The sequence below is a fragment of the Micromonospora sp. WMMD987 genome (assembly GCF_029581435.1).
Classification (GTDB): Bacteria; Actinomycetota; Actinomycetes; order Mycobacteriales; family Micromonosporaceae; genus Micromonospora; species Micromonospora rifamycinica.
In genome coordinates this window covers 4,660,001-4,684,751 of sequence record NZ_CP120861.1, presented here as the reverse complement: position 1 = coordinate 4,684,751, position 24,751 = coordinate 4,660,001, and the positions used below count along the sequence as shown (strand labels likewise).

Sequence of the window (24,751 nt, the reverse complement as noted above, 5' to 3'; positions counted from 1 at the left end):
CCTTCTCTGCATAGTCATGCGGAGGTTGGAATGGGTATCCGAACTGCGGTCGCCGGAGCGAGCGGCTACGCCGGGGGCGAGCTGCTGCGTCTGATCGCCGGTCACCCCGAATTCGACCTGGTCGCCGCCACCGCGCACCGCCAGGCCGGTGCGCCGGTCACCGCCGTACACCCGCAGCTCGCGGGGCTGGACCTGGTGTTCGCGGCGACGGACGCGGCCACCCTGGCCGACGCGGACCTGGTTTTCCTGGCCCTGCCGCACGGTGAGTCGGCGGCGCTCGCCGCCGAGCTGCCGGAGTCGGTGCGGGTGGTCGACCTCGGTGCCGACCACCGGCTGCGCGACGCCGACGCCTGGTCCCGCTACTACGGCGGCCCGCACGCCGGGGCCTGGACGTACGGCCTGCCGGAGCTGCCCGGCCAGCGGGCCGCGATCGCCGGGGCGACCCGGGTCGCCAACACCGGCTGTTACGCCGTCGCCGTCACCCTGGCCCTGGCACCGCTGATCGCCGCCGGTGCGGTCTCACCCGCCGACGTGGTAGTGGTCGCCGCGTCCGGCACCTCCGGGGCCGGGCGGGCCGCCAAGGCGCACCTGCTCGGCAGCGAGGTGATGGGGGACCTGTCGCCCTACAAGGTCGGTGCCCACCAGCACGTCCCGGAGATCAAGCAGGCCACCGGGGCGACCGGCCTGTCGCTGACCCCGGTGCTCGCCCCGATGCCGCGCGGCATCCTCGCCACCGTCACCGCCGCGCCGACCGGCGACGCCGACCCGCGCGCGGTGCTGGCCGCCGCGTACGCCGAGACGCCGTTCGTGCACCTGCTGCCCGAGGGGGCGTGGCCGCACACCGCCGCCACCGCCGGGGCGAACTCCTGCCACCTCCAGGCCGCCGTCGACGTCGACTCCGGCCGGGTGATCGTGGTCAGCGCCATCGACAACCTCGGCAAGGGCGCCGCCGGCCAGGCGGTACAGAACGCCAACCTGATGTTCGGCCTGCCCGAAACCACCGGCCTGCCCCTCTTTGGAGTAACACCATGAGTGTCACCGCCCCTCGGGGCTTCCGTGCGGCCGGCGTCGCGGCCGGGTTGAAGAGCGGCGGGGCCACCGACGTCGCCCTGGTCGTCAACGACGGTCCGGATGCCGGGGTAGCCGGCGTGTTCACCACCAACCGAGTCAAGGCCGCGCCGGTGCGCTGGACGCAGCAGGTCGTCCGGGGCGGTGTGGTCCGCGCGGTGGTGCTCAACTCGGGCGGCGCGAACGCCTGCACCGGCCCGGCCGGTTTCCAGGACACCCACGCCACCGCCGAGCACACCGCCGCCGCGCTCACCGCGTCCAGCCCCCGACTGCGGCTCGGTGCCGGTGACGTGGCAATCTGCTCGACCGGGCTGATCGGCGAGCGGCTGCCGATGGACAAGCTGCTGCCGGGGGTGCGTACCGCGATCCGGGCGCTGGCCCGCGACGGTGGCCCGGCCGCCGCCGAGGCGATCATGACCACGGACACCCGGCCGAAGACCACCGTCGCCCGGGGGACCGGCTGGACGGTGGGCGGGATGGCCAAGGGGGCCGGCATGCTGGCCCCCGGGATGGCCACCATGCTCTGCGTGCTGACCACCGACGCGGTGGCCGGGCCGGAGTTGCTGGACGCGGCGCTGCGGGCGGCCACCCGGGTCACCTTCGACCGGGTGGACTCCGACGGCTGCATGTCCACCAACGACACGGTGCTGCTGCTGTCCAGCGGGGCGTCCGGGGTGGAGCCCGACGGGGCCGAGCTGACCGCCGCCGTCACCGCCGCCTGTCACGACCTGGCGCAGCAGTTGGTGTCCGACGCCGAGGGCGCCACCAAGGAGGTGGCCATCGAGGTGGTCGGTGCCGCCGACGAGGACGACGCGGTCGAGGTGGGCCGTTCGGTGGCCCGCAACAACCTGGTCAAGACCGCGTTGTTCGGCAACGACCCGAACTGGGGTCGGATCCTCGCCGCCGTCGGCACCACCGCCGCCGCGTTCGACCCGGACGCGGTGGACGTCGCGGTCAACGGGATCTGGGTGTGCCGCGCCGGTGCCGCCGCCGAGGACCGGGCCAAGGTCGACCTGACCGGGCGGAACGTCACCATCCGGATCGACCTGCACGCCGGGCCGGCGACGGCCACGATCTGGACCAACGACCTGTCCCACGCGTACGTGCACGAGAACTCGGCGTACTCCACATGAACCTCTCCGCGGACCTCTCCCGCGCGCAGGCCAAGGCCGAGACGCTGATCGAGGCGCTGCCCTGGCTGGCCCGGTTCTCCGGCGCGACCGTGGTGGTCAAGTACGGCGGCAACGCGATGGTCGACCCGACCCTGCAACGGGCCTTCGCCGCCGACATGGTGTTCCTCCGGTACGCCGGCCTCAAACCGGTCGTGGTGCACGGCGGCGGCCCGCAGATCTCCGCGATGCTGGGTCGGCTCGGCATCGCCAGCGAGTTCAAGGGCGGCCTGCGGGTCACCACCCCGGAGTCGATGGACGTCGTCCGGATGGTGCTGGTCGGCCAGGTCGGCCGGGAACTGGTCGGCCTGATCAACGCGCACGGCCCGTTCGCCGTCGGCCTGTCCGGCGAGGACGCCGGCCTGTTCACCGCCGTGCGGCGGCCCGCCTGGGTCGACGGCGAGGCGGTCGACGTCGGGCAGGTCGGCGACGTGGAGTCGGTGGACGTCTCGGCGGTGACCGACCTGATCGCCGCCGGCCGGATCCCGGTCATCTCGACCGTCGCGCCGGACGCCGACGGGGTGTTGCACAACCTCAACGCCGACACCGCCGCCGCCGCGCTGGCGATCGCCCTTCAGGCCCGCAAGCTGGTCGTCCTCACCGACGTCGCCGGCCTGTACGCCGACTGGCCGGACACCACCAGCCTGATCAGTGAGATCGGCACCGAGGCGCTGGCGACGCTGCTGCCGTCCCTGGAGGCGGGGATGGTGCCCAAGATGGAGGCCTGCCTGCGGGCGGTGCGCGGGGGAGTGCCCGCCGCGCACGTCGTCGACGGCCGGGTCGCCCACTCCACGCTGCTGGAGGTCTTCACCTCCGAGGGGTTCGGCACGATGGTCGTCGACACCCCGGCCGCACCCACCAACGAGGAAGGCACGGTCGGCTCATGAGCACGCTGGTGGAACGCTGGCGCCAGTCCATGATGGACAACTACGGCACGCCGCCGCTGGCGCTGGTCTCCGGCTCCGGCGCGGTCGTCGTCGACGAGGCCGGCCGGGAGTACGTCGACCTGCTCGGCGGCATCGCGGTCAACTCCCTCGGGCACGCCCACCCGGCGGTGGTGGCCGCCGTCTCGACCCAGGTCGCCACCCTCGGCCACGTGTCCAACCTGTTCGTCGCCGAGCCCCCGGTGGCCCTGGCCGAGCTGCTGCTGGCGTTGGCGGGCCGGACCGGCCGGGTGCTGTTCACCAACTCCGGCGCGGAGGCCAACGAGACGGCGTTCAAGCTGTCCCGGCTCACCGGCCGGTCGCACGTGGTGGCCACCGCCGGGGGTTTCCACGGCCGGACCATGGGGGCGCTGGCCCTCACCGGCCAGCCGGCCAAGGCCGACCCGTTCCGCCCGCTGCCCGGCGACGTCGACCATGTGCCGTACGGCGACGTGGCGGCACTGGCGGCGGCTGTCACCGACGCGACCGCGATGGTGGTCCTGGAGCCGGTGCAGGGTGAGAACGGGGTGGTGGTGCCGCCGCCCGGCTATCTGGCCGAGGCCCGGCGGATCACCACCCGGCACGGCGCGCTGCTGGTGCTCGACGAGGTGCAGACCGGGATGGGTCGTACCGGCTACTGGTTCGCCCACCAGGCCGACGGCGTCGAACCGGACGTGGTCACCCTGGCCAAGGGGCTCGGCGGTGGGCTGCCCATCGGCGCCTGCCTGGCCTTCGGTCGGGCCGCCGAGCTGCTCCGCGCGGGTTCGCACGGCACCACCTTCGGCGGCAATCCGGTGAGCTGCGCCGCCGCCCTCGCGGTGATCTCCACCATCGCCAGCGAGGGGCTGCTCGACCACGTGAAGCGGATCGGGGAACGGCTACGGCGGGGGATCGAGGCGCTGGGCCATCCACTCGTCGCCGAGGTACGCGGTGCCGGACTGCTGCTGGGCGTCGTGCTCGCCGCCCCGGTCGCCGGCCCGGTGGCCGAGGCGCTGCGGGCGGCGGGTTTCCTGGTCAACCCGGTCCAGCCGGGGGTGATCCGGCTCGCCCCGCCGCTGATCCTCACCGCCGGGCAGGTCGACGCCTTCCTGGCCGCCCTTCCCGCCGCCCTCGACGCCCCGGCCGCCCCCGACAACCCGGCCACCCCCGCCCCCGACGACCCGGCCGCCCCCGACAACCCGGCCGCTCGCGACATCTCCGCCGCCGGTGGGCACCGGTCCGTGCCGGCACCCGCCACGATCCCGCCCGCCAGCCCCTCTAGCCCGACGGAGACCCACGCATGATCCGGCACCTTCTGGCCGACGACGACCTCACCCCGGCCGAGCAGTTGGCGGTGCTCGACCTGGCCGCGCGGATGAAGGCCGACCGGTTCGGCTACACCCCGCTGGCCGGGCCGCGTGCGGTGGCGGTCCTGTTCGACAAGCAGAGCCTGCGGACCCGGATCTCCTTCGACGCCGGCATCGCCGAACTCGGCGGCCACCCCCTCGTGGTGGACACCCAGGTCACCCACTTCGGCCGGGGCGAGACGCTCGCCGACGCGGGCCGGGTGCTGTCCCGCTACGTCGCCGCCATCGTGCTGCGGACCCACGGCGACGACCGGATCGCCGAGGTCGCCGCGCACGCCACCGTGCCGGTGGTCAACGCGCTCACCGACGGCTACCACCCGTGCCAGCTCCTCGCCGACCTGCTCACCGTCCGCGAGCACTGCGGCGGCACCGCCGGGCGGACCCTGGCGTACGTGGGGGACGCGGCGAACAACCTGTCCCATTCGTACCTGCTGGCCGGGGCGACCGCCGGGATGCACGTCCGGGTCGCCGGACCGGCCGGGTTCCAGCCCGATCCCGGGGTGCTGGACCGGGCCGAAAAGATCGCCGCCGGCACCGGTGGCTCGGTGCGGGCGCTCGTCGACCCGGTCGAGGCGGTCCGGGGCGCCGACGTGGTGGCCACCGACACCTGGACCTCGATGGGTCAGGAGGAGGACGGGCTGGACCGGATCACGCCGTTCCTGCCGTACCAGGTCAACGACGCGTTGCTCGCCCACGCCGGGCCGGACGTCAAGGTGCTGCACTGCCTGCCCGCGCACCGGGGCGAGGAGATCACCGGCGAGGTGCTAGACGGCCCGTACAGCGTGGTCTTCGACCAGGCGGAGAATCGGCTGCACGCCCAGAAGGCGCTGCTGACCTTTCTCCTGGAGGCATCCTCGTCATGACCGCTCCGACCCGCGCCGCCCGGCACGCCCGCATCGTCGAGTTGATCCGGACCAGGTCGATCCGCTCCCAGACCGAGCTGGCCGACCTGCTCGCCGCCGCCGGGGTGCAGGTCACCCAGGCGACCCTCTCCCGTGATCTGGAGGAGTTGGGCGCGGTGAAGGCCCGGGGTGGCGACGGGCGGGCCGGTTACCTGATCCCGGAGGACGGCCACCGGCCGCTGCGGGACGCCGAGGCGGCCCCGGCCCGGCTGGTCCGGCTGCTGCGGGAACTGCTCAACGGGGTCGACTCCAGCGGCAACATCGCCGTCCTGCGCACCCCGCCGGGCGCGGCGCACTACCTGGCCAGCGCGTTGGACCGGGCGGGGCTGACCGAGATCGTCGGCACCATCGCCGGCGACGACACCATCCTCGTGGTGGCCCGGGAGACCGACGGCGGGGCGGTGCTCGGCGAGAAGCTCGCCGGCTGGGCCCGGCGCGAGGACAGCGGGGACGGCAACACCCCGTGAGCCGACGGGCCACGGTGGGCACGAGCAACGGTCCGGTACCGAACCCCGCAGTCGGGGAACGAAAGGTGAGCACTGCCAGAATGAACGGCGTGGACGACAAGAGCCTGACCGAGAACAGCGCCGCGACCAACCGGACGAGCCTGTGGGGTGGCCGGTTCGCCGGCGGCCCCGCCGAGGCTCTCGCGCGGCTGTCGGTGAGCGTCCAGTTCGACTGGCGTCTCGCCCCGTACGACATCGCCGGTTCCCGGGCGCACGCCCGGGTGCTGGCCGGCGCGGGGCTGCTCGACCCCGACGAGCTGGGACGGATGCTGGCCGCGCTGGACGACCTGGAAGCCGCCTGCGCGTCCGGGCAGTTCCGCCCGACCATCGACGACGAGGACGTGCACACCGCGTTGGAGCGGGGTCTGCTGGAGCGGCTCGGCAGCCTCGGCGGCAAGCTGCGTGCCGGCCGGTCGCGTAACGACCAGGTCGCCACCGACCTGCGGCTCTATCTGCGCGACCACGCCCGGGGGGTGGCCGCCCGGCTGGTCGAGCTGGCCGAGGCCCTGGTGGAGCAGGCGGAACGGCACGTCGACACCGCCGCGCCGGGGATGACCCACCTCCAGCACGCCCAGCCGGTCACCTTCGGGCACTGGCTGCTGGCCCACGTCCAACCGCTGTTGCGGGACCTGGAGCGGCTGCGCGACTGGGACCACCGGACGGCGATCAGCCCGCTCGGCGCGGGGGCGCTGGCCGGTTCCGGGCTGCCGCTGGACCCGGTGGCCGTCTCCAAGGAGCTGGGTTTCCGTACCTCGTTCGCCAACTCGATGGACGCGGTCGCCGACCGGGACTTCGTCGCCGAGTTCCTCTTCGTCACCGCGCTGGTGGGGGTGCACCTGTCCCGCCTCGGCGAGGAGGTGGTGCTCTGGACCTCGCACGAGTTCGGCTGGGTCGAGCTGGACGACGCGTTCGCCACCGGGTCGTCGATCATGCCGCAGAAGAAGAACGCGGACATCGCCGAGCTGGCCCGGGGCAAGTCCGGGCGGCTGGTGGGCGGGCTGATGAGCGTGCTCACCATGCTCAAGGGTCTGCCGATGGCCTACGACCGGGACATGCAGGAGGACAAGGAGCCGGCCTTCGACGCGGTGGACACCCTGGAGCTGCTGCTCCCGGCCCTGGCCGGGATGATCTCCACGATGACCGTCCGGGTGGACCGCCTGGTCGCCGCCGCCCCGGTGGGCTTCTCGCTCGCCACCGAGGTCGCCGACTGGCTGGTCCGGCGTAACGTGCCGTTCCGCGACGCGCACGAGATCACCGGCAAGCTGGTGGCGCTCTGCGCGGCCCGCGACTGCGCCCTCGACGAGGTCTCCGACACCGACCTGGCGGCGGTCAGCGAGCACCTCGACCCGTCGGTGCGTGACGTGCTGTCGGTCCGGTCGGCGCTGGCCGCCCGGATCACCCCCGGCTCCACCGGCCCCGGCCCGGTCGCCGACCAGCTCGCCGCCGCGGCGGACCAGCTCACCGGCTGGCGGGAGTGGGCCGCCGAGCGGGTCGTACCCCGCTGAGCTGACGCGCGCCGGTCGTCCTGTCGTCCCGTGATCCGGGGCGCGGGCGACCCTGCGTGTCCCGGCTCCGACCCTGCGTGTCCCGGCTCCGACCCTGCGTGTCCCGGCTCTGACTCTGTGCGGTCCGGCTCCGACCCCGCGCGACCTGTCCTGTCCATCGCGGCGCGGTCCGGATCGCGGCGTTGCATACGCCAGCGTCTCCTCGCTGGTCATGGTGTGCTCCCGGTGCGGCGGTGGTCGGCCACGTCGCACCGAACCAGCTCGCTCCGGCCGTTCGGTCGACCTGACCTTGTCGCCGCATCGCCGACGGCGGACGGTTGGGGATTACGTTAAGTGATTATCTTGGTCTGATTACGTTCAGTTGTCCCTCCGCCCGCACGCCTTCATACCTTCGCCCCCCTTTGCTCTGCTGCCCCTTTCGCGCCACCCGCTTGACCTGCGGCTTTCGCTGAGGCTGAGGCGACTCTTCGAACTGTGGTCGTTACTCCGGGTTCCTGGCGTGTTGAGGGCAGCAGAGCAAAGCGTCGCAGGGGGAAAGGTGGCGGCGGCCGGTTAACTACTTTAGGTAACCTTCTGGGCGGCGGGCGTCGTCGGCGTGGGGGAGGTCAGGCGGTCCGGGTGGCCAGGCGTTCGTAGCGCTGTCGGGCGGCCTGCGCGCTTCCCAGGCCGAGTCCGTGGCTGATCGCCTGCCAGGTGAGCCCCCGGGCGCGTGCGGTCGTCAGTAGGCCCGCCTCCAGCGCGTCGAGTTCGGCCCGCAGGTGTGGTAGCAGGGTCAGCGCGGCAGTGAGGTCGGCGTCGTCGACAGGTTCCTCGTCGGTGTCGGGGACGATTCCGCCGGCGGCGAGCGCGGTGACCACGCAGACGGCCTCCCACGGGTCGGCGAGGTGCGGGTTGGTGTGCCGGCGGCGTCGGGTGTCGGTGTCGGCGTGCCGCTCGCTGAGCCGGTGCAGCGCGGCGTAGGTCCGTTCGGCCCGGGCGCGGCTCGCGTCGGGTGCGGTGAAGACGTCGCTCATACCCTCATCCCAATTCATCAACGAAGCGTTGTCAACGAAACGTTCAAAAGGTGTCGTCGGTTTGCCGATCTTCCTGAGGTGGCGTTACCTGGAGCCGTGGACTACCCGTGGCTGCACGCTCCCGCCGCCGAGGTCGCCGCGACGGCGCGCACCCTGCTCGGCTGGGAGCTCGCCGCCGGTGGCGTCCGGATCAGGCTGACCGAGGTCGAGGCGTACGCCGGCACCGGCGAGGACCCGGCGTCGCACGCCCACCGCGGACCCACCCCCCGGACCAGGGTGATGTTCGGCCCGGCCGGGTACGCCTACACGTACTTCGTGTTCGGCATGCACTGGTGTCTCAACATCGTCTGTGGCCGTGACGGCGAGGCGGCGGCGGTCCTGCTGCGGGCCGGCGAGGTGGTCGACGGGCTGCCGGCGGCCCGCGCCCGACGGGGCGACGTCGCCGACCGGGACCTGGCCCGGGGTCCGGCCCGGCTGGCCGTGACGCTCGACGTCAGCGCGTCGGCGAACGGCACCTGCGTGCTCGACGGCAGTGGCCCGCTGCTGCTGAGCCCGCCGACCCGCCCGGTCTCCCGGGCGGACGTCTCCACCGGCCCCCGGGTCGGGGTGGCCGCCGCACACGACGTGCCGTGGCGCTTCTGGGTCACCGGCGACCCGACGGTCAGCACCTACCGCCGGCACGTGCCCCGCCGACGGAGCCGCCCGGCGTCGGGCGGGGCGTCCGTCGCCGGGGGGATCAGCTAGCATGCGCGCTCGTTGCGATCGTGGAGGTGGCGGAAATGGACGCACACGAGGCCGGCGTGCTGGCCGGTCGGCTGGCCTGCGTGGCCGTTCCGCTGGTGGTGCTGGTGGTGCTGGCAGCGATCGTCGTGGCGGCGTGGCAGTTCGGCCGTCGCCGACCGACCCCGCCCCCGGCGCGGCCGTGGCCGCCGGCTGATCCGGCCCGCTACGGCCCGCCGCACCCCGGCCCGCCGTCGGCCGCCCCGTCCCCTGACACGCCGTCGTCGGGCGGGTCCGGGCCGGCGGGGGAGAGCATCGGCAGGAAGGACGTCGCCAAGGAGAATGCAGGCAGGGAGGACGTCACCAGGGAGGACGTCGGCAGGCAGGACGTCGGCAGGGAGAATGCCGGCAGGGAGGACGAGGGGTCGTCGGGTCGGCCTTCGGTGGGGTGACCGGCACCACCCCGGGACCTGCTGCCGGCGGAATAGTTGACGCGTCAAATAGGTTGTGCGCGACGTCCGGGTACCACGAACGGTCCCGGCATCTCAGACGCGAGGAGCTGGTCATGCAGTTCGGAGTCTTCACCGTCGGCGATGTCACGGTCGACCCGACCACCGGACGGGAGCCGACCGAGCACGAGCGGATCAAGGCGATGGTGACCATCGCCCTCAAGGCCGAAGAGGTCGGTCTGGACGTCTTCGCCACCGGCGAGCACCACAACCGCCCGTTCGTCCCCTCCTCGCCGACCACCATGCTGGGGCACATCGCGGCCCGCACCGAGCGGCTGCTGCTGTCCACCTCGACCACGCTGATCACCACCAACGACCCGGTGAAGATCGCCGAGGACTACGCCATGCTCCAGCACCTGGCCGACGGCCGGGTGGACCTGATGATGGGGCGCGGCAACACCGGGCCGGTCTACCCGTGGTTCGGGCAGGACATCCGCAACGGCATCCGGCTCGCCATCGAGAACTACGAGCTGCTGCACCGGCTGTGGCGCGAGGACGTGGTCGACTGGCAGGGCAAGTTCCGTACCCCGTTGCAGTCGTTCACCTCGACCCCGCGCCCGCTCGACGACGTGCCGCCGTTCGTCTGGCACGGCTCGATCCGTAGCCCGGAGATCGCCGAGCAGGCCGCGTTCTACGGTGACGGCTTCTTCGCCAACCACATCTTCTGGCCCAAGGAGCACACCCAGCGGATGGTCGGCCTCTACCGGCAGCGCTTCGCCCACTACGGCCACGGCTCGCCCGAGCAGGCCATCGTCGGGCTCGGCGGGCAGGTGTTCATGCGGCGCAACTCGCAGGACGCGGTGCGCGAGTTCCGGCCGTACTTCGACAACGCGCCGGTCTACGGGCACGGGCCGTCGCTGGAGGAGTTCACCCGGCAGACCCCGCTGACCGTGGGCAGCCCGCAGCAGGTCATCGACCGCACCCTCGGTTTCCGGGAGTACGTCGGCGACTACCAGCGGCAGCTGTTCCTGCTCGACCACGCGGGGCTGCCCCTGAAGACGGTGCTGGAGCAGCTCGACCTGCTCGGCGAGGAGGTCGTACCCGTGCTGCGCCGGGAGTTCGACGCGCTGCGTCCGGCGCACGTGCCGGTCGCGCCCACCCACGCCTCGCTGGTCGCCGCCCGCGACGCCGCCGCGTCGGCCACGACGGGTGACACCGGTGACCTGGCCGACGGGGCCGACTCCGGTGACCTGGCCGCCGCCGGGGCGGAGGGGGTCCGATGACCCGGCGCACCCTGGCCGTGGTGTCGGCGGGACTGAGCCAGCCGTCGTCCACCCGACTGCTCGCCGACCAGCTCGCCGCGGCGGCCCGCGACGAGCTGGTCCGGCGCGGCGACGAGGTGGAACTGCGGGTGGTCGAGCTGCGCGACCACGCCCACGACGTGGTGAACAACCTGCTCACCGGCTTCCCGTCGACCGACCTGCGGGCCGCCCTCGACGCGGTGACCGGCGCCGACGGCATCGTCGCCGTCACGCCGATCTTCAACGCGTCGTACAACGGGCTGTTCAAGTCCTTCTTCGACGTGGTGGACGCCCAGGCGCTGGTCGACCGGCCGGTGCTGATCGGCGCGACCGGCGGCACCGCCCGGCACTCGCTGGCCCTGGAGCACGCCGTCCGGCCGATGTTCGGCTACCTGCGCGCGGTGGTGCTGCCGACGTCGGTCTTCGCCGCGCCGGAGGACTGGTCCGGCGGCACCGCCGAGGGGGCGCTGCGGGCGCGGATCGACCGTGCCGGCCGGGAGCTGGCCGAGCAGGTCGACCGCCGGCCACCGGCGACCGGCCCGGCCGACCCGTTCGCCCTCACCGCCGACTTCGCCGAACTCCTCGGCGGCGGTCGGGAGGACTGACCCGCCCGGCGTCCCCGGCCGGCGGGCCGGGCGACCGCTCACCGGTACGGGTGGGCCACCAGCACCGGGCAGTGCGCGTGCTGCACCACCGCCTGGCTGACCGAGCCGAGCAGCATCCCGGTGAAGCCGCCCCGGCCCCGGGTGCCGACGACCAGCACCGACGCCGTGCCGCTCGCCTCGATCAGACCCTGCGCCACCCCGACCGCCCGGACCGGATGCTCCCGCAGCACGACGTCCGGGTGGTCGGCGCGCACGGCTGCGGACGCCTCGGCGAGCAGCCGTACCGCGTGCGCCTGGTACGCGGCGTCGGCCTCCGCCACCTCGTCCGGCACCTCCCGGTCCTGCGGGGCGGGGCCGATGTGCACCAGCACCAGCGGCACGCCCCGCCGGACGGCCTCGGCGGCGGCCTGGTCGGCGGCCACCCCGGCGGCCGGTGAGCCGTCCACGCCCACCAGCACCGGGCCGTCCATCGCGATCGGCTGCGCCTCCGGCCGGACCACCAGCACCGGGCAGTGCGCGTGCGCGGCGACCTGCGCGCCGACCGAGCCGAGCAGCAGCCCGACGAAACCGCCGAGACCCCGACTGCCCACCACCACCAGATCGGCCCGGCGGGACTCCTCGACCAGCGTCGCGCCCGGCCCACCGGCGACCTGGCGTACCTGCACCGCCAGCCCCGTCCACCGGTCGGTCAGCTCGGCGGCGGTCCGCTCCAACATCCCCTGCGCCTCCTCCGACGGCGCCGGCACCCCCAGGTCGTACGGGTTCAGCGGCACGCCGTAGCCGAGCGGGTGCAGGTAGCCGTGCACCAGGTGCAGGGGTACGCCGCGCAGCACCGCCGCGTGGGCGGCCTGTTCCGCGGCGGCCAGGCTGGTCGGTGAGCCGTCCACGCCCACCACTACCGGTCGGTTCATCAGCGGTTCTCCCTGGGTCGGCTCAGCCCATTGTCGACGTGTCGGCCCGTCTGCGCCGGCAGGTGACCCGGCCGGGCGTGCCGCCGCCCGCAGGTCCGGGACCAACGGCCCTGCCGCGTCGCCGCCGACCGGAGTGTCATGGAGGTGAGGACGACCGACGAGGAGCTTGCGGACGAAGGGCGCCCCGATGACCCCCCTGGAGATGCTCACCGAGCACCCCTTTCTCGCCGGCCTGCCGGCGCAGTGGCTGCCCCGGCTGACCGGGTACGCCCGGCCGGTGGTCTGGCACCCCGGGCACCGGCTGTTCCGAGCCGGTCAGCCGGCGGAACGGTTCTGGCTGGTCCGGGGCGGTGAGGTGGCGCTGGACTTCCCGGTCCCCGCGCGCGGCGACGTGGGCATCGAGTCGATCGGGGCCGGTGGGGTGCTGGGCTGGTCGTGGCTGTTCCCGCCGTACCGCTGGCAGTTCGGGGCGGTGGCCGTCCGGCGGACGCCGACCGTGGAGTTCACCGCCGAGGGGGTGCGCCGGTTGATGGAGTCCGACGACGCCCTGGGCCGGCAGCTCACCACCCGGTTCATGGCCGTGGTGGTGGACCGGCTCCAGGCGTCCCGGGGGCGGCTGCTCGACCTGTACGGCTACCCGACCTCGGCGGCGAGCTGACCCGGACGGGCGGCGACACCCGCGCCCGGGTCGCGGCACCCGGCGGTGTCGGCGTGGGGCGCTGCGTCGTCGTCGGGGCGGTGCGCGGGGGGATGACCAGCCCGGCCGGCTGAACGAAGACCGACCGGCGGGCCACCGCGTCGCCCTTGTCGTCGAGCCGGTAGCCGTCGAGCCAGACCCAGCCGTCGTACGTCGGCCAGTCGAGCACCCGGATCACCCGGAACCGGACCGGCCTGACGAACTGGACGCTGGCCGCCCGGGTCAGCAGGAGCAGGTCGCCCGCCCTCGGCAGGGGCGCGCTCATCGCCGACCGAACACGCCGCGGTACCGCCGCCACGCCCGGATCCGGGTGCGCGCGGCCTCCACCACCGGGCAGAAGCCGGTCGCGGTGCACTTCTCGCACCGTCGGTCGCGGTGGTGGTCCAGGCAGCGCCAGGCCGACGCGATCAGGTACGGCAGCTCGCGGTGTCCACACATTCCGCCTCCGGGGGTGTCGGGTCGTCGCGGCACCCCGCCCCGCCGAGCCCAGCTCCACCAGGGCGGGGGTACCGCGTCACCGATTCCACACCGCCGGTAATACCCCTGTCAACTAGGGCAGGCCCTCTAGGGCGGCCTGTATAAGGCAGGCCCTGAAGGGTAGGACTCACTGTGCATACCTTCGGGGTCATGGGCGAGGAAGAAGTTCCGGGTCCGCTCGTCGGAGCCGCTGAGATCCAGCAGATGCTGGGCGTGAGCAGGTCCCGATTCCGGCAGCTCATCCTGCTGCCCAAGTTCCCCGCGCCGTTCCAGAAGCTGATCGGCGGCTCGGTGTGGCTGCGGTCCGATGTCGAGGCGTACATCCGGGAACACCGTCGGCCCAGGCCGTCGGCCGACGAGGACGAGCAGGGCTGACCGGCTTCGCCCGTCCGGTGGCCGGCGTCAGGTGACGGTCAGGCCGCGTGCGGCGAACTGGCCCCGGACCCGGGCCACCAGCTCCGGGGTGGGCGGTTCCGTCCGCGCGAGGGGGAGGGTGAGCCCCAGCTCGGCGTACTTGTGCGCGCCGAGGCGGTGGAACGGCAGCACCTCGACCCGCTGCACGGTGTCCAGCCCGGCGGCGAAGTCGGCGATCCCGGCCACGTTCTCCTCGGCGTCGGTGAGCCCGGGCACCAGCACGAACCGTACCCAGATCGGGATGCCCCGGTCGGCGAGCCGGCGGCCGAAGCGCAGCGTCGGGGTCACCGACCCGGTCCGGGTGACCCGGCGGTACGTCGCCGGATCCCACGACTTGACGTCCAGCAGCACCAGGTCGGTGGCGTCGAGCAGGGCGTCGTCGGCGCGGACGCCGAGGAAACCGGAGGTGTCCAGCGCGGTGTGCAGGCCCAGGTCGTGGCAGCGGCGCAGCACCTCGCCGGTGAACCGGGGCTGCATCAGCGGCTCGCCGCCGCTGAGCGTCACCCCGCCCCCGGCCACCGCGATGAACCGCCGGTACGGCTCGACCTCCGCCATCAGCTCGTCGACCGTGCGGTGCCGGCCGCTGCGCCGGTACCAGGTGTCCGGGCTGTGGCAGTACCGGCAGCGCAGCGGGCAGCCGGCGAGGAAGGCCACGAACCGGGTGCCCGGCCCGTCCACCCCGACCGACACGTCCCACGAGTGCACCGCCCCGGTCGGCACGCCGTCGCCCCGCCCGGTGGCGGTGGCGACGGCGTGCTCGGGCCGGACGTTCACAGCGACCCGTGGAAGGTCCGGGACACCACGTCCTCCTGCTGCTCCCGGGTGAGCCGGACGAAGTTCACCGCGTACCCGGAGACCCGCACGGTGAGCTGCGGGTAGCGCTCCGGGTGCGCCATCGCGTCGACCAGGGTGGCCCGGTCCAGCACGTTGACGTTGAGGTGGAAGCCACCGGCGTCGGTGTAGCCGTCCAGCACCCCGGCCAGGTTGTCGATCCGCTCGTCGCGGGTGTGGCCCAACCCGTCCGGGGTCACCGTCGAGGTCAGCGAGATGCCGTCGCGGGCCGCGTCGTACGGCAGCTTCGCCACCGACAGCGCGGCGGCCACCAGCCCGTGGGTGTCCCGGCCGTTCATCGGGTTCGCGCCCGGGGCGAACGGCTCACCGGCCCGCCTGCCGTCCGGGGTGTTGCCGGTGTGCCTGCCGTACACCACGTTGGAGGTGATGGTCAGCACCGACATGGTCAGCTCCGCGTCGCGGTAGGTGCGCTGCCGGCGCAGCTTCGCGGCGAACGTCTCGGTCAGCCACACCGCGATGGCGTCGGCCCGCTCGTCGTTGTTGCCGTACGTCGGCGGTTCCCCCTCGACCACGTAGTCGATCGCCAGGCCGGTGTCGTCGCGCAGCACCTTCACCCGGCCGTAGCGGATCGCCGCGAGACTGTCCACCGCCACCGACAGCCCGGCGATGCCGGTGGCCATGAACCGGCGCACCGGGTGGTCGTGCAGGGCCATCTCCAGCCGCTCGTAGGCGTACCGGTCGTGCTGGTGGTGGATCACGTTCAACGCGTCCACGTACGTCTCGGCCAGCCAGTCCAGGGTGCGCTCGTACGCCGCCAGCACCTCCGCGTAGTCGAGGGTCTCCCCGCCGACCGGGGCGGTGACCGGGGCGACCTGCTCGCCGGTGATCTCGTCGCGCCCGCCGTTGATCGCGTACAGCAGCGCCTTGGCGAGGTTGGCCCGCGCGCCGAAGAACTGCATGTCCCGGCCCACCCGCATCGCCGACACGCAGCAGGCGATCGCCGTGTCGTCGTCGTACGCCGGGCGGATCAGGTCGTCGTTCTCGTACTGGATGGCGCTGGTGTCCAGCGACACCTGGGCGCAGAACCGCTTGAACCCGACCGGCAGCCGGGGCGACCAGAGCACCGTCAGGTTCGGCTCCGGCGCGGGACCGAGGTTGTAGAGGGTCTGGAGGTAGCGGAAGCTGGTCCGGGTGACCAGCGGTCGACCGTCGACGCCCATCCCGCCCAGCGCCTCGGTGACCCAGGTCGGGTCGCCGGAGAAGAGCTGGTCGTACTCGGGGGTGCGCAGGAACCGGACGATCCGCAGCTTGATCACGAAGTCGTCGACCAGCTCCTGGGCGTCCATCTCGGTCAGCCGTCCCTCGGCCAGGTCCCGCCGCAGGTAGACGTCGACGAACCCGGCGGTACGCCCCAGCGACATCGCCGCGCCGTTCTGCTCCTTGGTGGCGGCCAGGTAGGCGAAGTAGAGCCACTGGATCGCCTCCCGGCCGGTGGTCGCCGGCCCGGAGATGTCGTAGCCGTACCCGGCGGCCATCTGCGCCAGCTCGCCGAGCGCCCGGATCTGCTCGGCCAGCTCCTCCCGGTCCCGGATCACCTCGTCGGTCGACGGCCGGTCGTCCAGCGCCGCCTTGAGCGCTCTGCGCTCGGCGACCAGCCGGTCCACCCCGTACAGCGCCACCCGCCGGTAGTCGCCGATGATCCGCCCCCGCCCGTACGCGTCGGGCAGCCCGGTGATGACGTGCGAGCGGCGGGCGGCGAGCACGTCGGCCGGGTACGCGTCGAACACCGCGTCGTTGTGTGTCCTGCGGTACGTGGTGAAGATCCGGTGCACCTGCGGGTCGGCGGCGAAGCCGTACGCCTGCAACGCGGTCTCCACCATCCGTAGCCCGCCGGCCGGCATGATCGCCCGACGCAGCGGCGCGTCGGTCTGCAACCCGACGATCAGCTCCCGCTCCCGGTCGATGTACCCGGGGGCGTGCGCGGTGATGGTGGACGGGGTGGCGGCGTCGACGTCGTACACGCCGCGGCGGCGCTCCTCGACGAACATCGCCCGCAGCGTGCCCCAGACCTCCAGGGTGCGGCAGGTCGGCCCGGTGAGGAACGACGCGTCCCCGGTGTACGGCTCGTGGTTGTCCCGGACGAAGGCGGCCACGTCGACGGTGTCCCGCCAGGCGTCGCCGGTGAAGCCGCGCCACGGGTCGAGATGTGCGGTGCCGGTCATGATCGGTCCTTCCGCGCTGGTCGGGTCCGGCGGCCTGGGTCGCCGGGGTGTCGCTCCTGCACCATCAGCCTCATCGGGCCGGGCGCTCCCGGGCAGAGGCGCAGGACCATCCCCGCCCGGGACCAAAGACCCCCGGCGGCCGGTCAGCGCCGCACGACGAGTCGCTGGGCGCGCAGCAGCCGCGCCCACCATGGCCGGGGCGTCGCCGGCCGCAGCGCGGGCACCCGCGCGCCGCGCAGGCTGACCCAGCCGCCCGGCCCCATGGTCACCGCGCCGATCGCCGGTGGCCGGCGTCGCGTCACCGCCGCTACCCCGGCGGTGACCAGGGCGACGACGGTGACGCCGGCCGCTGCGGCGAGCACCCGGTCCGGGGCGGGCAGCGCCCGGTACCGGACCCGCCCGTCGGCCAGCACGAACGCCCCCACGGCCCGGCCGTCGCGGGTCACCGGCACCAGCGCGGCGTCCGCCGCACCCGGCAGCGTCAACACCGGCCCCACCGGTCCGGTCACCGTCGGCCCGGTCGCCGTCGGTCCGGCCGCCGTCGGTCCGGTCGCCGTCGGCCGGTCCGCCTCCAGCGGGGCAGGGGGCACCGGCGGCGGTCCGAGCGGGGCGGGTCCGGTCGGGTTGACGATCGCGGTCATGGCGCTGCCTCCTGTCGCCGGTCGGGCCTGTCCCCTCGTTGGTAGCAACCTCCGGCGGACCACCGGCAGGGCCGGACGGTACGCCGTCCGGGCCACAGGTCCCGGGGTCGGCGGCGTCGGCTGCGTATCCTCCGGCGGTGACCGCCGACCTGCTCCTGCGCCCGGTGCGCGACGACGACCTGCCGCACTTCTTCGCCCACGAGCAGGACCCGGAGGCGGCCTGGATGGCCGCCTTCGGCCCGGCCGACCCGACCGACCGGGCCGCCTTCGACGCGCACTGGGCGCGGATCCGCGCCGACCCCCGGATCGTCAACCGCACGGTGGTCGTCGACGGGACGGTGGTCGGGCGGGTGGCGGCCTTCCCGGTGGGCGGACACACCGAGGTCAGCTACTGGATCGACCCGCGCCGCTGGGGGCGCGGGTACGCCACCGCCGCGCTGTCGGCGCTGCTGCGCGAGCTGCCGCAGCGGCCGGTGCGCGCCCGCGCCGCGAAGGACAACCGGGCCTCCCTGGCGGTGCTGCGCAAGTGCGGCTTCGTCGTCGTCGGCGAGGACTCGGGGTACGCCGAGAGCCGGAGCCGGCAGGTCGAGGAGTGGCTGCTGGAGTTGCCCGCGGCCCCGGCTGACCAGGGCAAGCACTAGTCTCGCGGGGTGAACTGGCTGGAACTCCTCGGCTGGGCCGGCTCCGCGCTGCTGGTCTGGTCGCTGCTACAGACGCGCCTGCTGCGGCTGCGCGCCCTCAACCTGGTCGGCTGCCTGATCCTGATCGGCTACAACGCGGCCGTGCAGGTCTGGCCGATGGTCGGCCTGAACGTGGTGCTCGCCGTGATCAACGTGTGGTACCTGCGGTCGATGCTGGCCACCCGGCACGACGAGCAGACCTACCAGGTGGTCGAGGTGGGCGTGGACGACCAGTTCCTGGCCCACACGCTGCGGGTGCACGCCGCCGACATCGCCCGGTTCAACCCCGCTTTCCGTCCGCCGCCGGCCGGCACGGACCGGTCGGCGTTCCTGGTGCTGCGGGCCGACGAGGTGGTCGGGGTGGTGCTGTCGCACGCCGAGCCGGGCGGGACCGCCCAGATCGACCTGGACTACGTCACCCCGCGGTTCCGTGACCTCACCCCCGGCGAGTTCGTCTACCGCCGCAGCAGCCTCTTCACCGACCGGGGGTTCCGCCGGGTGGTCAGCCCGCCCGGCATGGTCACCCCCTACTACCACCGGCTGGGCTTCCGCCCCGACGGCGACACGTACGTCCTCGACCTGCCCCCGGCCACCGGCAGCGGCTGATCGTGACCGTGGGGAGGGTTCGCGGACCGCGCGGTGGGGCACAGACTGGGCTACGCCGGACGGGTCCTCCGTCCGGCGGCGTCGGCGGTGTCGCCGTCGCCCACCGCCTGAGGGAGAGTGCCGGGCGTGCAGAGCTACTGGAGCCAGTTGGCCCTGGTCGGAGTCCTGGTCGTGCTCAACGCGATCTTCGCGGGGAGCGAGATGGCGCTGGTGTCGCTGCGGGACAGCCAGGTGCAGCGGCTGGAGCGCACCAGTCGGGCCGGTCGGGTGCTCGCCCGGCTGGCCAAGGACCCGAACCGGTTCCTCGCCACCATCCAGATCGGCATCACCCTGGCCGGGTTCCTCGCCTCGGCCGCCGCGGCGGTCTCCCTGGCCAGGCCACTGGTGCCGCTGCTCGGCTTCCTCGGTGGGGCCGCCGAGACGGTGGCCATCGTGCTGGTCACCCTGGTGCTGACCTTCGTCACCCTGGTCTTCGGCGAGCTGGCCCCCAAGCGGATCGCGATGCAGCGCGCCGAGCGGTGGGCGCTGCTGGTGGCCCGCCCGCTCGACATCCTGTCCAGCTTCACCCGGCCGGCGGTGTGGCTGCTCGGTGCCACCAGCGACCTGGTGGTCCGGCTCGCCGGGGTCGACCCGAAGCACCAGCCCGACGAGATCGGCCCGGACGAGCTGCGGGACATCGTCGCCGGTAACCACGGCTTCACCAAGGAACAACGCACCATCATCGCCGGCGCGGTGGAGATCGCCGACCGGCAGCTGCGGGCGGTGCTCGTACCCCGGTTGCAGGTCTTCACGCTCGACAGCGGGACCACCGCGGAGGCCGCCCGGCTGCTGCTGGCCGCCACCGGCCACTCCCGGGCACCGGTGGTCCGCCACGGCGGCCTGGACGACGCGGTCGGCGTGATCCACCTGCGGGACCTGGTGGGGGTGCCGGACGACCGGTCGGTCGACGACTGCGCCCGGCCGCCGATGCTGCTGCCCGACTCGCTGCCGGTGGTGGACGCGCTGCGCCAGTTCAAGGCGGAGCGGCAGCACATCGCCCTGGTGGTGGACGAGCGGGGAGCGGTCGACGGGATCGTCACCCTGGAGGACATCCTGGAGGAGATCGTCGGGGAGATCTACGACGAGACGGACCGGGACGTCCGCTCGGTGCGGACCGAGGCCGACGGTTCGCTGGTGCTGCCCGGCACCTTTCCCGTGCACGACCTGACCGACATCGGCGTCGAGGTGCCCAACCGGCCGGCCGGTGACTACACCACCGTCGCCGGGATGGTGCTGTCCTGCCTCGGACACATCCCCACGGTGGCGGGGGAGAGCGTCACCATCGACGACTGGGAGATCACCGTCACCGACGTCGACCAGCGCGCCATCACCCAGATCCGGCTGCACCACGCCCCGACCGCGCCCCCCGCCGACGAGCAGGAACCCGTCCGCGACGAAGCCCACGCCTGACCGGGTCAGCCGCTCGTCTCCTCCCGGCCGTGCGGCCCCGCCTCCCCGGGCGGCGTCTCCCGGCCCCGGCCGGCGTCGGGTGCCCGGTCCGTCAGGGACGGCTGCCCGAACGGGAAGCCCGGCACCGGGGGCAGGAGCTGGATCTGGTCGGCGGGGAACTGGCGGGTGTCCCGGCTCACCGCCCGCGCCGACACCCGGATCAACCAGGGGCCGGACGGGTGCCGTTGCGCCCCGATCAGCCGCCCCCACACCCGGCTCCACCAGTGGGCGGTCACCAGCACGTCGGTGAGCCGCAGCCGGCCGTCCGGAAAGTCGCCCCGCACCACCACGTCCACCACCCGGCCCAGCCGCCGGCCGTGCAGGTCGTACGCGGCCCGGCCGAGCAGCTCACCCGCTCGCACGGCCGGCTCCCGGTATCCGGTCGATCAGGTGCCGCCGCAGCCAGACCTCCACCGGCGGGCGGGGCAACGTGTCGGCGCGGACGTGCAGCCGGACCGCGCTGTCGATCCGGGCGACCTGACCGAACGGAATCCGCACCGGCCCCGTCGCCTCCTCGGTGAACCGGTCGGCGAGCGCCACCAGCAGCCGCCCGACCCGCCCGCCGATCCGCCGGCCGAGCGCGCCCTGCCCGGTCAGCAGGTACGCCACGTAGGGCAGCCCCTGGTCGTCGACGGCGAACTCCACGTCGTCGACCTTGCCCAGCAGCACCCCGTCGGCGTCCACGATCTGCCGGTCGAGCAGTTGCCGGCCGAGCTGCATCCTCACCGGCCCATCCCCGTCCCGACCGCCAACGGGACCGCGGCCACCGACGCCGCCACGATCACCAGTAGGAACACCGCACCGAGCAGGTTGAGCCACGGCCCGTTCACGTCGTCCCCCAGGTACGTCCGGTCGTTGGCGACGACCAGGATCGGCAGGTAGGTCAACGGCAGCACCACCGCGCTGGCCACCAGCATGTACTCGGTCAGCCGCACCGGGTCGACGGCGGTGGACAGCAGCAGCGTCGCGGCCAGCACGCTGACCAGCAGCACGCTGTGGAACCGGGCGGCCTCCCGGGGACTGACCCGTTTGCCCCACTGCCACCCGAAGTACTGCGCCGCCGCGTACGCCGCCGACAGCCCGGTCTCCAACGCGGCCCCGAAGGTCACCGCGAAGAACGCCAGCGCGGCGACCGCCAGCCCCACCCCGCCGAACGCCAGCACCACCGGCTGGGCCACCTGGTCGAGGGTCGACAGCGACACCCCGCCCGGGTGGAAGACCACGGTGGCCGTGGCGACCAGCGACAACGCCAGCAGACCGCCGACCGGGAAGCCGATCAGCACGCTCGACCGGGCGTCGGCGAGGTCGACCGCGCTCCAGTTCTCCTCCACCCCGCCCGACGAGAAGAAGAACACCTCGTACGGGCTGACCGTGGAGGCGAACAGCGCCACCGCCACGAACCAGTACGCCCCCCAGCCCTGCCCGGCCGCGTCGGGGCGCAGGGCGCCGTGGGCCAGCGCCGCCCAGTCGGTCGGCAACCAGAACAGCGCCACGGCGAAGACCAGCAGGGTCAGCCCGGCCAGCCCGAACACCCGCTCCATGAGCTGGAAGCGCATCCTCCACAGCACCAGCCAGACCGCGAACGCCGCGACCGGCACCCACAGCAGGTAACTCACCCGGGAGGCCAGTTGCAGCGCCAGCGCCACCCCGCCGAGTTCGGCCGCCAGGGTGAGCACGGTGACCAGGTAGGACGCCGCCAGGTTGAGCAGCGCGACCCGCGGCCCCAACCGCTCCCGGACCAGGTCGAACACCGCCCGGCCGCTGACCGCCGCGATCCGTCCGGCCATTTCCGCGTACGCGCAGATGCCGACCACCCCGAGCACCAGCACCCAGGCGTGCGCCATGCCGAACCGGGCCCCCGCCTGGCTCGCCGCCACCAGGTCGCCGATGTCGACGAAACCACCGATGGCCGACAGCACCCCGAGGGTGGCGGCGAGGAGCTTCCTCACGGGGGCACGGGGACGGCGGCGGTCATCGAGGCGACGATATCGGCGTACGGCCGACTAAGCGGGCAAACCGGTCAGGATCGCTGTGTCGCCGCGCGGAGTCAGTCCCGGGTGAGGTTCTGCAGGCGGACCTGGCCCCGGGAGACCAGCCGGCCCTCGACGTCGGTGATCTCCACCTGCCAGAGCTGCTGGCTGCGCCCCCGGTGCACCGGCGTGCCCACCGCGACCAGCTCACCCTCGCGCACCGCGCGCAGGAAGTCCGTCTGGTTGGACACCCCGACCACGGACCCCCGGTCACCGAGCCACAGCGTGCCGCCCACGCTGCCGACGGTCTCCACCACCGTGCAGTAGACACCGCCGTGCAGGATGCCGGCCGGTTGGTGCAGCTCCGGGCGGACCTTCCAACGGATCACCACCCGGTCACCGCTGGCCTCGTCGAACGTCAGCCCCAACAGGCCGACCAGACCGCCCGTCATCTCCGGGATCTCCACTGCTGCTCCTCCTCGCTGCACCGGCCCGGCCAGCCTAGTCGGGCCGCTGGCCGGCAAACCCGGTACGGCCCCAGGTCGGCGATGGGGGAGAATCGGTGACCGTGACCGACAGCAACCTCCCGCACGGGCGGGAATCCCTGACCGAAGACCTGCGGTGGCGCGGCCTGATCCAGGACTCCACCGGCCCCGACGAGCTGCGCGACCTGCTCGACGGCGGGGCGGCCACCTTCTACGTGGGCTTCGACCCGACCGCGCCCAGCCTGCACGTCGGCCACCTGATGCAGGTCACCACCGCCCGCCGGCTCCAACTCGCCGGCCACCGGCCGCTGCTGCTGGTGGGTGGGGCCACCGGTCAGATCGGCGACCCGAAGGAGAGCGCGGAGCGTACCCTCAACCCGCCCGAGGTGGTGGCCGGCTGGGTGCAGCGCATCCGTGACCAGCTCGCGCCGTTCGTGTCGTACACCGGGGCGAACGCGGCGCAACTGGTCAACAACCTGGAGTGGACCGGCGAGATGTCGGTGGTCGAGTTCCTGCGCGACGTCGGCAAGCACTTCCCGGTCAACAAGATGCTGGCCCGCGAGGTGGTGCGGGCCCGGCTGGAGACCGGGATCAGCTTCACCGAGTTCAGCTACCAGCTCCTCCAGGCCAACGACTTCTTCGAGCTGCACCGCCGGCACGGCTGTCAGCTCCAGTACGGCGGCTCCGACCAGTGGGGCAACATCACCGCCGGTGTCGACTACGTCCGTCGCCGGGGGGCCGGCCCGGTGCAGGCGTTCACCACCCCGTTGGTCACCCGCTCCGACGGCACCAAGTTCGGCAAGACCGAGGGCGGTGCGGTCTGGCTCGACCCGGAGATGACCAGCCCGTACGCCTTCTACCAGTTCTGGGTCAACGCCGACGACCGGGACGTCACCCGCTACCTGCGCTACTTCAGCTTCCGCTCCCGCGAGGAGCTGGAGGCGCTGGAGAAGGAGACGGCGGAACGGCCGGCGGCCCGGGGCGCCCAACGGGCTCTCGCCGAGGAACTCACCACCCTGGTCCACGGCGCGGAGGAGACCCGGCAGGCCGTCGCCGCCAGCCAGGCGCTCTTCGGCCGGGGCTCGCTCGACGAGCTCGCCCCGGAGACGCTGCGCGCCGCGTTGAGCGAGGCCGGTCTGGTGGTGCTCACCGGCGAACTCCCCGACGTGGCCGGGCTGCTCCGGGACGCGGGGCTGGTCGGCGGGCTGAAGGAGGCTCGTCGGGTGATCACCGAGGGCGGCGCGTACGTGAACAACACCCGGGTCACCGACGTCGACGCCACCGTCGACCCGGCCGACCTGCTGCATGGTCGCTACCTGGTGCTCCGCCGGGGGAAGCGGTCCTTCGCCGGGGTCGAGCTGCGCCCCTGACCCGGTAGTAGGTCGTTCTCGGCCGGCCTCCGGGTCGATCCGGCGGAACGCTGCCGTCGGGGTGGAGACCCGCGCCACTGCCTGCCTGGGTCGGCCTGGGTCGGGCCGTCGTCGGTCGCGCGATGGCAGCCCCTGGGCCGAACCGTCGTCGGTCGGGCAGGGGCTGACCTGGGCCGAGCCGTCGTCGGGCGTACGGGTGTCCGGCCCGGCTCCGGTGGTGGCGGACGAGTGTGACGTGCGACGCGCCCGCCGGATTTGACGATCAACTCGGCGGGCGCGTAACTTTCTCTCTGCCAGCGCGGAACGGACGAACCGGGGTGAATGCCTCGGAGGCCGGAGCGCGGTGCAAGGTTCCGACTCCGTGGGGTTGCTCCCGCGAAGCGCGGACCGGGCGGTGCCCGGATCGGCCCGGGGGGTCGATTTGGTGGGGCGAAACCGGCCGGGTAGTGTGTGACGCCGGCAGGGAACCGGGCGTGCTGGTGGGAGACCGC

At 73.5% G+C, this 24,751-nt stretch carries 27 protein-coding genes and 1 pseudogene; 17 read left to right on the top strand and 11 right to left on the bottom strand.

Annotation, left to right across the window (positions count from 1 at the left end; genetic code table 11):
* Positions 1–30: 30 nt before the first annotated feature.
* The 7 genes from argC (at position 31) to argH (ending at position 7,419) form a co-directional block, all read left to right on the top strand.
* Entirely contained in the window at positions 31–1,032 is a 1,002-nt protein-coding gene (gene argC / locus O7612_RS19645; RefSeq protein WP_282266332.1) for an N-acetyl-gamma-glutamyl-phosphate reductase, read from the top strand.
* Positions 1,029–2,201, top strand: a complete 1,173-nt coding sequence (argJ, locus tag O7612_RS19640) for a bifunctional glutamate N-acetyltransferase/amino-acid acetyltransferase ArgJ (protein ID WP_282266330.1) — start codon at positions 1,029–1,031, stop codon at positions 2,199–2,201. The genes argC and argJ overlap by 4 nt, the downstream gene beginning before the upstream one ends.
* On the top strand, positions 2,198–3,124 hold the full coding sequence (gene argB / locus O7612_RS19635; protein ID WP_282266328.1) for an acetylglutamate kinase: 927 nt from the start codon (positions 2,198–2,200) through the stop codon (positions 3,122–3,124). Before argJ ends, argB begins: the two co-directional genes overlap by 4 nt.
* A complete protein-coding gene (locus O7612_RS19630) occupies positions 3,121–4,443 on the top strand; it encodes an acetylornithine transaminase (protein WP_282266326.1) in 1,323 nt (440 codons plus the stop codon). Before argB ends, O7612_RS19630 begins: the two co-directional genes overlap by 4 nt.
* The gene (gene argF, locus O7612_RS19625; RefSeq protein WP_282266325.1) at positions 4,440–5,369 is read left to right on the top strand and encodes an ornithine carbamoyltransferase; all 930 of its coding nucleotides are present in this window, start codon (positions 4,440–4,442) and stop codon (positions 5,367–5,369) included. Before O7612_RS19630 ends, argF begins: the two co-directional genes overlap by 4 nt.
* On the top strand, positions 5,366–5,875 hold the full coding sequence (locus O7612_RS19620; protein ID WP_282266324.1) for an arginine repressor: 510 nt from the start codon (positions 5,366–5,368) through the stop codon (positions 5,873–5,875). Before argF ends, O7612_RS19620 begins: the two co-directional genes overlap by 4 nt.
* A gap of 80 nt (positions 5,876–5,955) precedes the next feature.
* A complete protein-coding gene (argH, locus tag O7612_RS19615; RefSeq protein ID WP_282273961.1) occupies positions 5,956–7,419 on the top strand; it encodes an argininosuccinate lyase in 1,464 nt (487 codons plus the stop codon).
* A 605-nt stretch (positions 7,420–8,024) separates the two neighbouring features.
* Here the strand turns inward: argH and O7612_RS19610 are convergent.
* A complete protein-coding gene (locus O7612_RS19610) occupies positions 8,025–8,432 on the bottom strand; it encodes a DNA-binding protein (RefSeq protein WP_282266322.1) in 408 nt (135 codons plus the stop codon).
* 96 nt (positions 8,433–8,528) lie between these two features.
* Between O7612_RS19610 and O7612_RS19605 the strand changes: the two genes are divergently transcribed.
* From O7612_RS19605 to O7612_RS19590, 4 genes are all read left to right on the top strand, one after another.
* Positions 8,529–9,176: a DNA-3-methyladenine glycosylase gene (locus O7612_RS19605; RefSeq protein ID WP_282273960.1), complete on the top strand. Its 648-nt coding sequence runs from the start codon at positions 8,529–8,531 to the stop codon at positions 9,174–9,176.
* Between the two features lie 35 nt (positions 9,177–9,211).
* On the top strand, positions 9,212–9,604 hold the full coding sequence (locus tag O7612_RS19600) for a hypothetical protein (protein WP_282266320.1): 393 nt from the start codon (positions 9,212–9,214) through the stop codon (positions 9,602–9,604).
* A 113-nt stretch (positions 9,605–9,717) separates the two neighbouring features.
* A complete protein-coding gene (locus tag O7612_RS19595) occupies positions 9,718–10,884 on the top strand; it encodes an LLM class flavin-dependent oxidoreductase (RefSeq protein WP_282266318.1) in 1,167 nt (388 codons plus the stop codon).
* Positions 10,881–11,507: an FMN reductase gene (locus O7612_RS19590; protein WP_282266314.1), complete on the top strand. Its 627-nt coding sequence runs from the start codon at positions 10,881–10,883 to the stop codon at positions 11,505–11,507. Before O7612_RS19595 ends, O7612_RS19590 begins: the two co-directional genes overlap by 4 nt.
* Positions 11,508–11,545: 38 nt before the next feature.
* Here the strand turns inward: O7612_RS19590 and O7612_RS19585 are convergent, their stop codons facing one another.
* The gene (locus O7612_RS19585) at positions 11,546–12,418 is read right to left on the bottom strand and encodes a universal stress protein (protein ID WP_282266313.1); all 873 of its coding nucleotides are present in this window, start codon (positions 12,416–12,418) and stop codon (positions 11,546–11,548) included.
* Between the two features lie 187 nt (positions 12,419–12,605).
* Here O7612_RS19585 and O7612_RS19580 point away from each other — a divergent pair, with 187 nt between their 5' ends.
* Entirely contained in the window at positions 12,606–13,076 is a 471-nt protein-coding gene (locus O7612_RS19580; RefSeq protein ID WP_282266312.1) for a cyclic nucleotide-binding domain-containing protein, read from the top strand.
* Positions 13,077–13,185: 109 nt separating this feature from the next.
* On the opposite strand, the pseudogene O7612_RS19575 reads toward O7612_RS19580, so the two are convergent.
* Both O7612_RS19575 and O7612_RS19570 read right to left on the bottom strand, forming a co-directional pair.
* Positions 13,186–13,380, bottom strand: a pseudogene (locus O7612_RS19575) (hypothetical protein); the annotation flags it as partial.
* Positions 13,377–13,553 (bottom strand): hypothetical protein, encoded by a 177-nt coding sequence (locus tag O7612_RS19570; protein ID WP_282266311.1) that lies wholly within the window; start codon positions 13,551–13,553, stop codon positions 13,377–13,379. The gene O7612_RS19570 and the pseudogene O7612_RS19575, both read right to left, overlap by 4 nt.
* A gap of 189 nt (positions 13,554–13,742) precedes the next feature.
* Here O7612_RS19570 and O7612_RS19565 point away from each other — a divergent pair, with 189 nt between their 5' ends.
* On the top strand, positions 13,743–13,967 hold the full coding sequence (locus O7612_RS19565) for a hypothetical protein (RefSeq protein ID WP_282266310.1): 225 nt from the start codon (positions 13,743–13,745) through the stop codon (positions 13,965–13,967).
* A gap of 27 nt (positions 13,968–13,994) precedes the next feature.
* Here the strand turns inward: O7612_RS19565 and pflA are convergent, their stop codons facing one another.
* The 3 genes from pflA to O7612_RS19550 form a co-directional block, all read right to left on the bottom strand.
* A complete protein-coding gene (gene pflA, locus O7612_RS19560; protein WP_282266308.1) occupies positions 13,995–14,780 on the bottom strand; it encodes a pyruvate formate-lyase-activating protein in 786 nt (261 codons plus the stop codon).
* Entirely contained in the window at positions 14,777–17,020 is a 2,244-nt protein-coding gene (pflB, locus tag O7612_RS19555) for a formate C-acetyltransferase (RefSeq protein WP_282266306.1), read from the bottom strand. The genes pflA and pflB overlap by 4 nt, the downstream gene beginning before the upstream one ends.
* 143 nt (positions 17,021–17,163) lie before the next feature.
* Positions 17,164–17,661, bottom strand: a complete 498-nt coding sequence (locus O7612_RS19550; protein ID WP_282266304.1) for a hypothetical protein — start codon at positions 17,659–17,661, stop codon at positions 17,164–17,166.
* A 137-nt stretch (positions 17,662–17,798) separates the two neighbouring features.
* Here O7612_RS19550 and O7612_RS19545 point away from each other — a divergent pair, with 137 nt between their 5' ends.
* The 3 genes from O7612_RS19545 to O7612_RS19535 all read left to right on the top strand — a co-directional run bounded on the left by O7612_RS19545 (position 17,799) and on the right by O7612_RS19535 (position 20,396).
* Complete coding sequence (locus O7612_RS19545) at positions 17,799–18,302, top strand: GNAT family N-acetyltransferase (protein ID WP_282266302.1); 504 nt, start codon at positions 17,799–17,801, stop codon at positions 18,300–18,302.
* A gap of 9 nt (positions 18,303–18,311) precedes the next feature.
* Complete coding sequence (locus O7612_RS19540) at positions 18,312–18,947, top strand: hypothetical protein (RefSeq protein WP_282266300.1); 636 nt, start codon at positions 18,312–18,314, stop codon at positions 18,945–18,947.
* 126 nt (positions 18,948–19,073) lie between these two features.
* Positions 19,074–20,396 carry a hemolysin family protein gene (locus O7612_RS19535; protein ID WP_282266298.1) on the top strand — a complete coding sequence of 441 codons (1,323 nt, stop codon included), beginning with the start codon at positions 19,074–19,076 and terminating at the stop codon, positions 20,394–20,396.
* A gap of 5 nt (positions 20,397–20,401) precedes the next feature.
* Here the strand turns inward: O7612_RS19535 and O7612_RS19530 are convergent, their stop codons facing one another.
* From O7612_RS19530 to O7612_RS19515, 4 genes are all read right to left on the bottom strand, one after another.
* Positions 20,402–20,797 (bottom strand): PRC-barrel domain containing protein, encoded by a 396-nt coding sequence (locus O7612_RS19530; protein WP_282266296.1) that lies wholly within the window; start codon positions 20,795–20,797, stop codon positions 20,402–20,404.
* Positions 20,784–21,155 (bottom strand): hypothetical protein, encoded by a 372-nt coding sequence (locus tag O7612_RS19525; RefSeq protein WP_282273959.1) that lies wholly within the window; start codon positions 21,153–21,155, stop codon positions 20,784–20,786. Before O7612_RS19525 ends, O7612_RS19530 begins: the two co-directional genes overlap by 14 nt.
* Positions 21,156–21,157: 2 nt before the next feature.
* The gene (locus O7612_RS19520; RefSeq protein ID WP_282266294.1) at positions 21,158–22,384 is read right to left on the bottom strand and encodes a divalent metal cation transporter; all 1,227 of its coding nucleotides are present in this window, start codon (positions 22,382–22,384) and stop codon (positions 21,158–21,160) included.
* Between the two features lie 98 nt (positions 22,385–22,482).
* Positions 22,483–22,857, bottom strand: a complete 375-nt coding sequence (locus O7612_RS19515; RefSeq protein ID WP_172898570.1) for a PaaI family thioesterase — start codon at positions 22,855–22,857, stop codon at positions 22,483–22,485.
* A 116-nt stretch (positions 22,858–22,973) separates the two neighbouring features.
* Here O7612_RS19515 and tyrS point away from each other — a divergent pair, with 116 nt between their 5' ends.
* On the top strand, positions 22,974–24,260 hold the full coding sequence (gene tyrS / locus O7612_RS19510; RefSeq protein ID WP_282273958.1) for a tyrosine--tRNA ligase: 1,287 nt from the start codon (positions 22,974–22,976) through the stop codon (positions 24,258–24,260).
* Positions 24,261–24,751 lie beyond the last annotated feature (491 nt).

What these genes read in the sequence shown, in the direction of transcription:
- argC (WP_282266332.1), top strand. Translation starts at nt 31, where the DNA reads ATGGGTATCCGAACTGCGGTCGCCGGAGCGAGCGGCTACGCCGGGGGC.
- argJ (WP_282266330.1), top strand. Translation starts at nt 1,029, where the DNA reads ATGAGTGTCACCGCCCCTCGGGGCTTCCGTGCGGCCGGCGTCGCGGCC.
- argB (WP_282266328.1), top strand. Translation starts at nt 2,198, where the DNA reads ATGAACCTCTCCGCGGACCTCTCCCGCGCGCAGGCCAAGGCCGAGACG.
- O7612_RS19630 (WP_282266326.1), top strand. Translation starts at nt 3,121, where the DNA reads ATGAGCACGCTGGTGGAACGCTGGCGCCAGTCCATGATGGACAACTAC.
- argF (WP_282266325.1), top strand. Translation starts at nt 4,440, where the DNA reads ATGATCCGGCACCTTCTGGCCGACGACGACCTCACCCCGGCCGAGCAG.
- O7612_RS19620 (WP_282266324.1), top strand. Translation starts at nt 5,366, where the DNA reads ATGACCGCTCCGACCCGCGCCGCCCGGCACGCCCGCATCGTCGAGTTG.
- argH (WP_282273961.1), top strand. Translation starts at nt 5,956, where the DNA reads ATGAACGGCGTGGACGACAAGAGCCTGACCGAGAACAGCGCCGCGACC.
- O7612_RS19610 (WP_282266322.1), bottom strand. Translation starts at nt 8,432, where the DNA reads ATGAGCGACGTCTTCACCGCACCCGACGCGAGCCGCGCCCGGGCCGAA.
- O7612_RS19600 (WP_282266320.1), top strand. Translation starts at nt 9,212, where the DNA reads ATGGACGCACACGAGGCCGGCGTGCTGGCCGGTCGGCTGGCCTGCGTG.
- O7612_RS19595 (WP_282266318.1), top strand. Translation starts at nt 9,718, where the DNA reads ATGCAGTTCGGAGTCTTCACCGTCGGCGATGTCACGGTCGACCCGACC.
- O7612_RS19590 (WP_282266314.1), top strand. Translation starts at nt 10,881, where the DNA reads ATGACCCGGCGCACCCTGGCCGTGGTGTCGGCGGGACTGAGCCAGCCG.
- O7612_RS19585 (WP_282266313.1), bottom strand. Translation starts at nt 12,418, where the DNA reads ATGAACCGACCGGTAGTGGTGGGCGTGGACGGCTCACCGACCAGCCTG.
- O7612_RS19580 (WP_282266312.1), top strand. Translation starts at nt 12,606, where the DNA reads ATGACCCCCCTGGAGATGCTCACCGAGCACCCCTTTCTCGCCGGCCTG.
- O7612_RS19570 (WP_282266311.1), bottom strand. Translation starts at nt 13,553, where the DNA reads ATGTGTGGACACCGCGAGCTGCCGTACCTGATCGCGTCGGCCTGGCGC.
- O7612_RS19565 (WP_282266310.1), top strand. Translation starts at nt 13,743, where the DNA reads ATGGGCGAGGAAGAAGTTCCGGGTCCGCTCGTCGGAGCCGCTGAGATC.
- pflB (WP_282266306.1), bottom strand. Translation starts at nt 17,020, where the DNA reads ATGACCGGCACCGCACATCTCGACCCGTGGCGCGGCTTCACCGGCGAC.
- O7612_RS19550 (WP_282266304.1), bottom strand. Translation starts at nt 17,661, where the DNA reads ATGACCGCGATCGTCAACCCGACCGGACCCGCCCCGCTCGGACCGCCG.
- O7612_RS19525 (WP_282273959.1), bottom strand. Translation starts at nt 21,155, where the DNA reads ATGCAGCTCGGCCGGCAACTGCTCGACCGGCAGATCGTGGACGCCGAC.
- O7612_RS19515 (WP_172898570.1), bottom strand. Translation starts at nt 22,857, where the DNA reads ATGACGGGCGGTCTGGTCGGCCTGTTGGGGCTGACGTTCGACGAGGCC.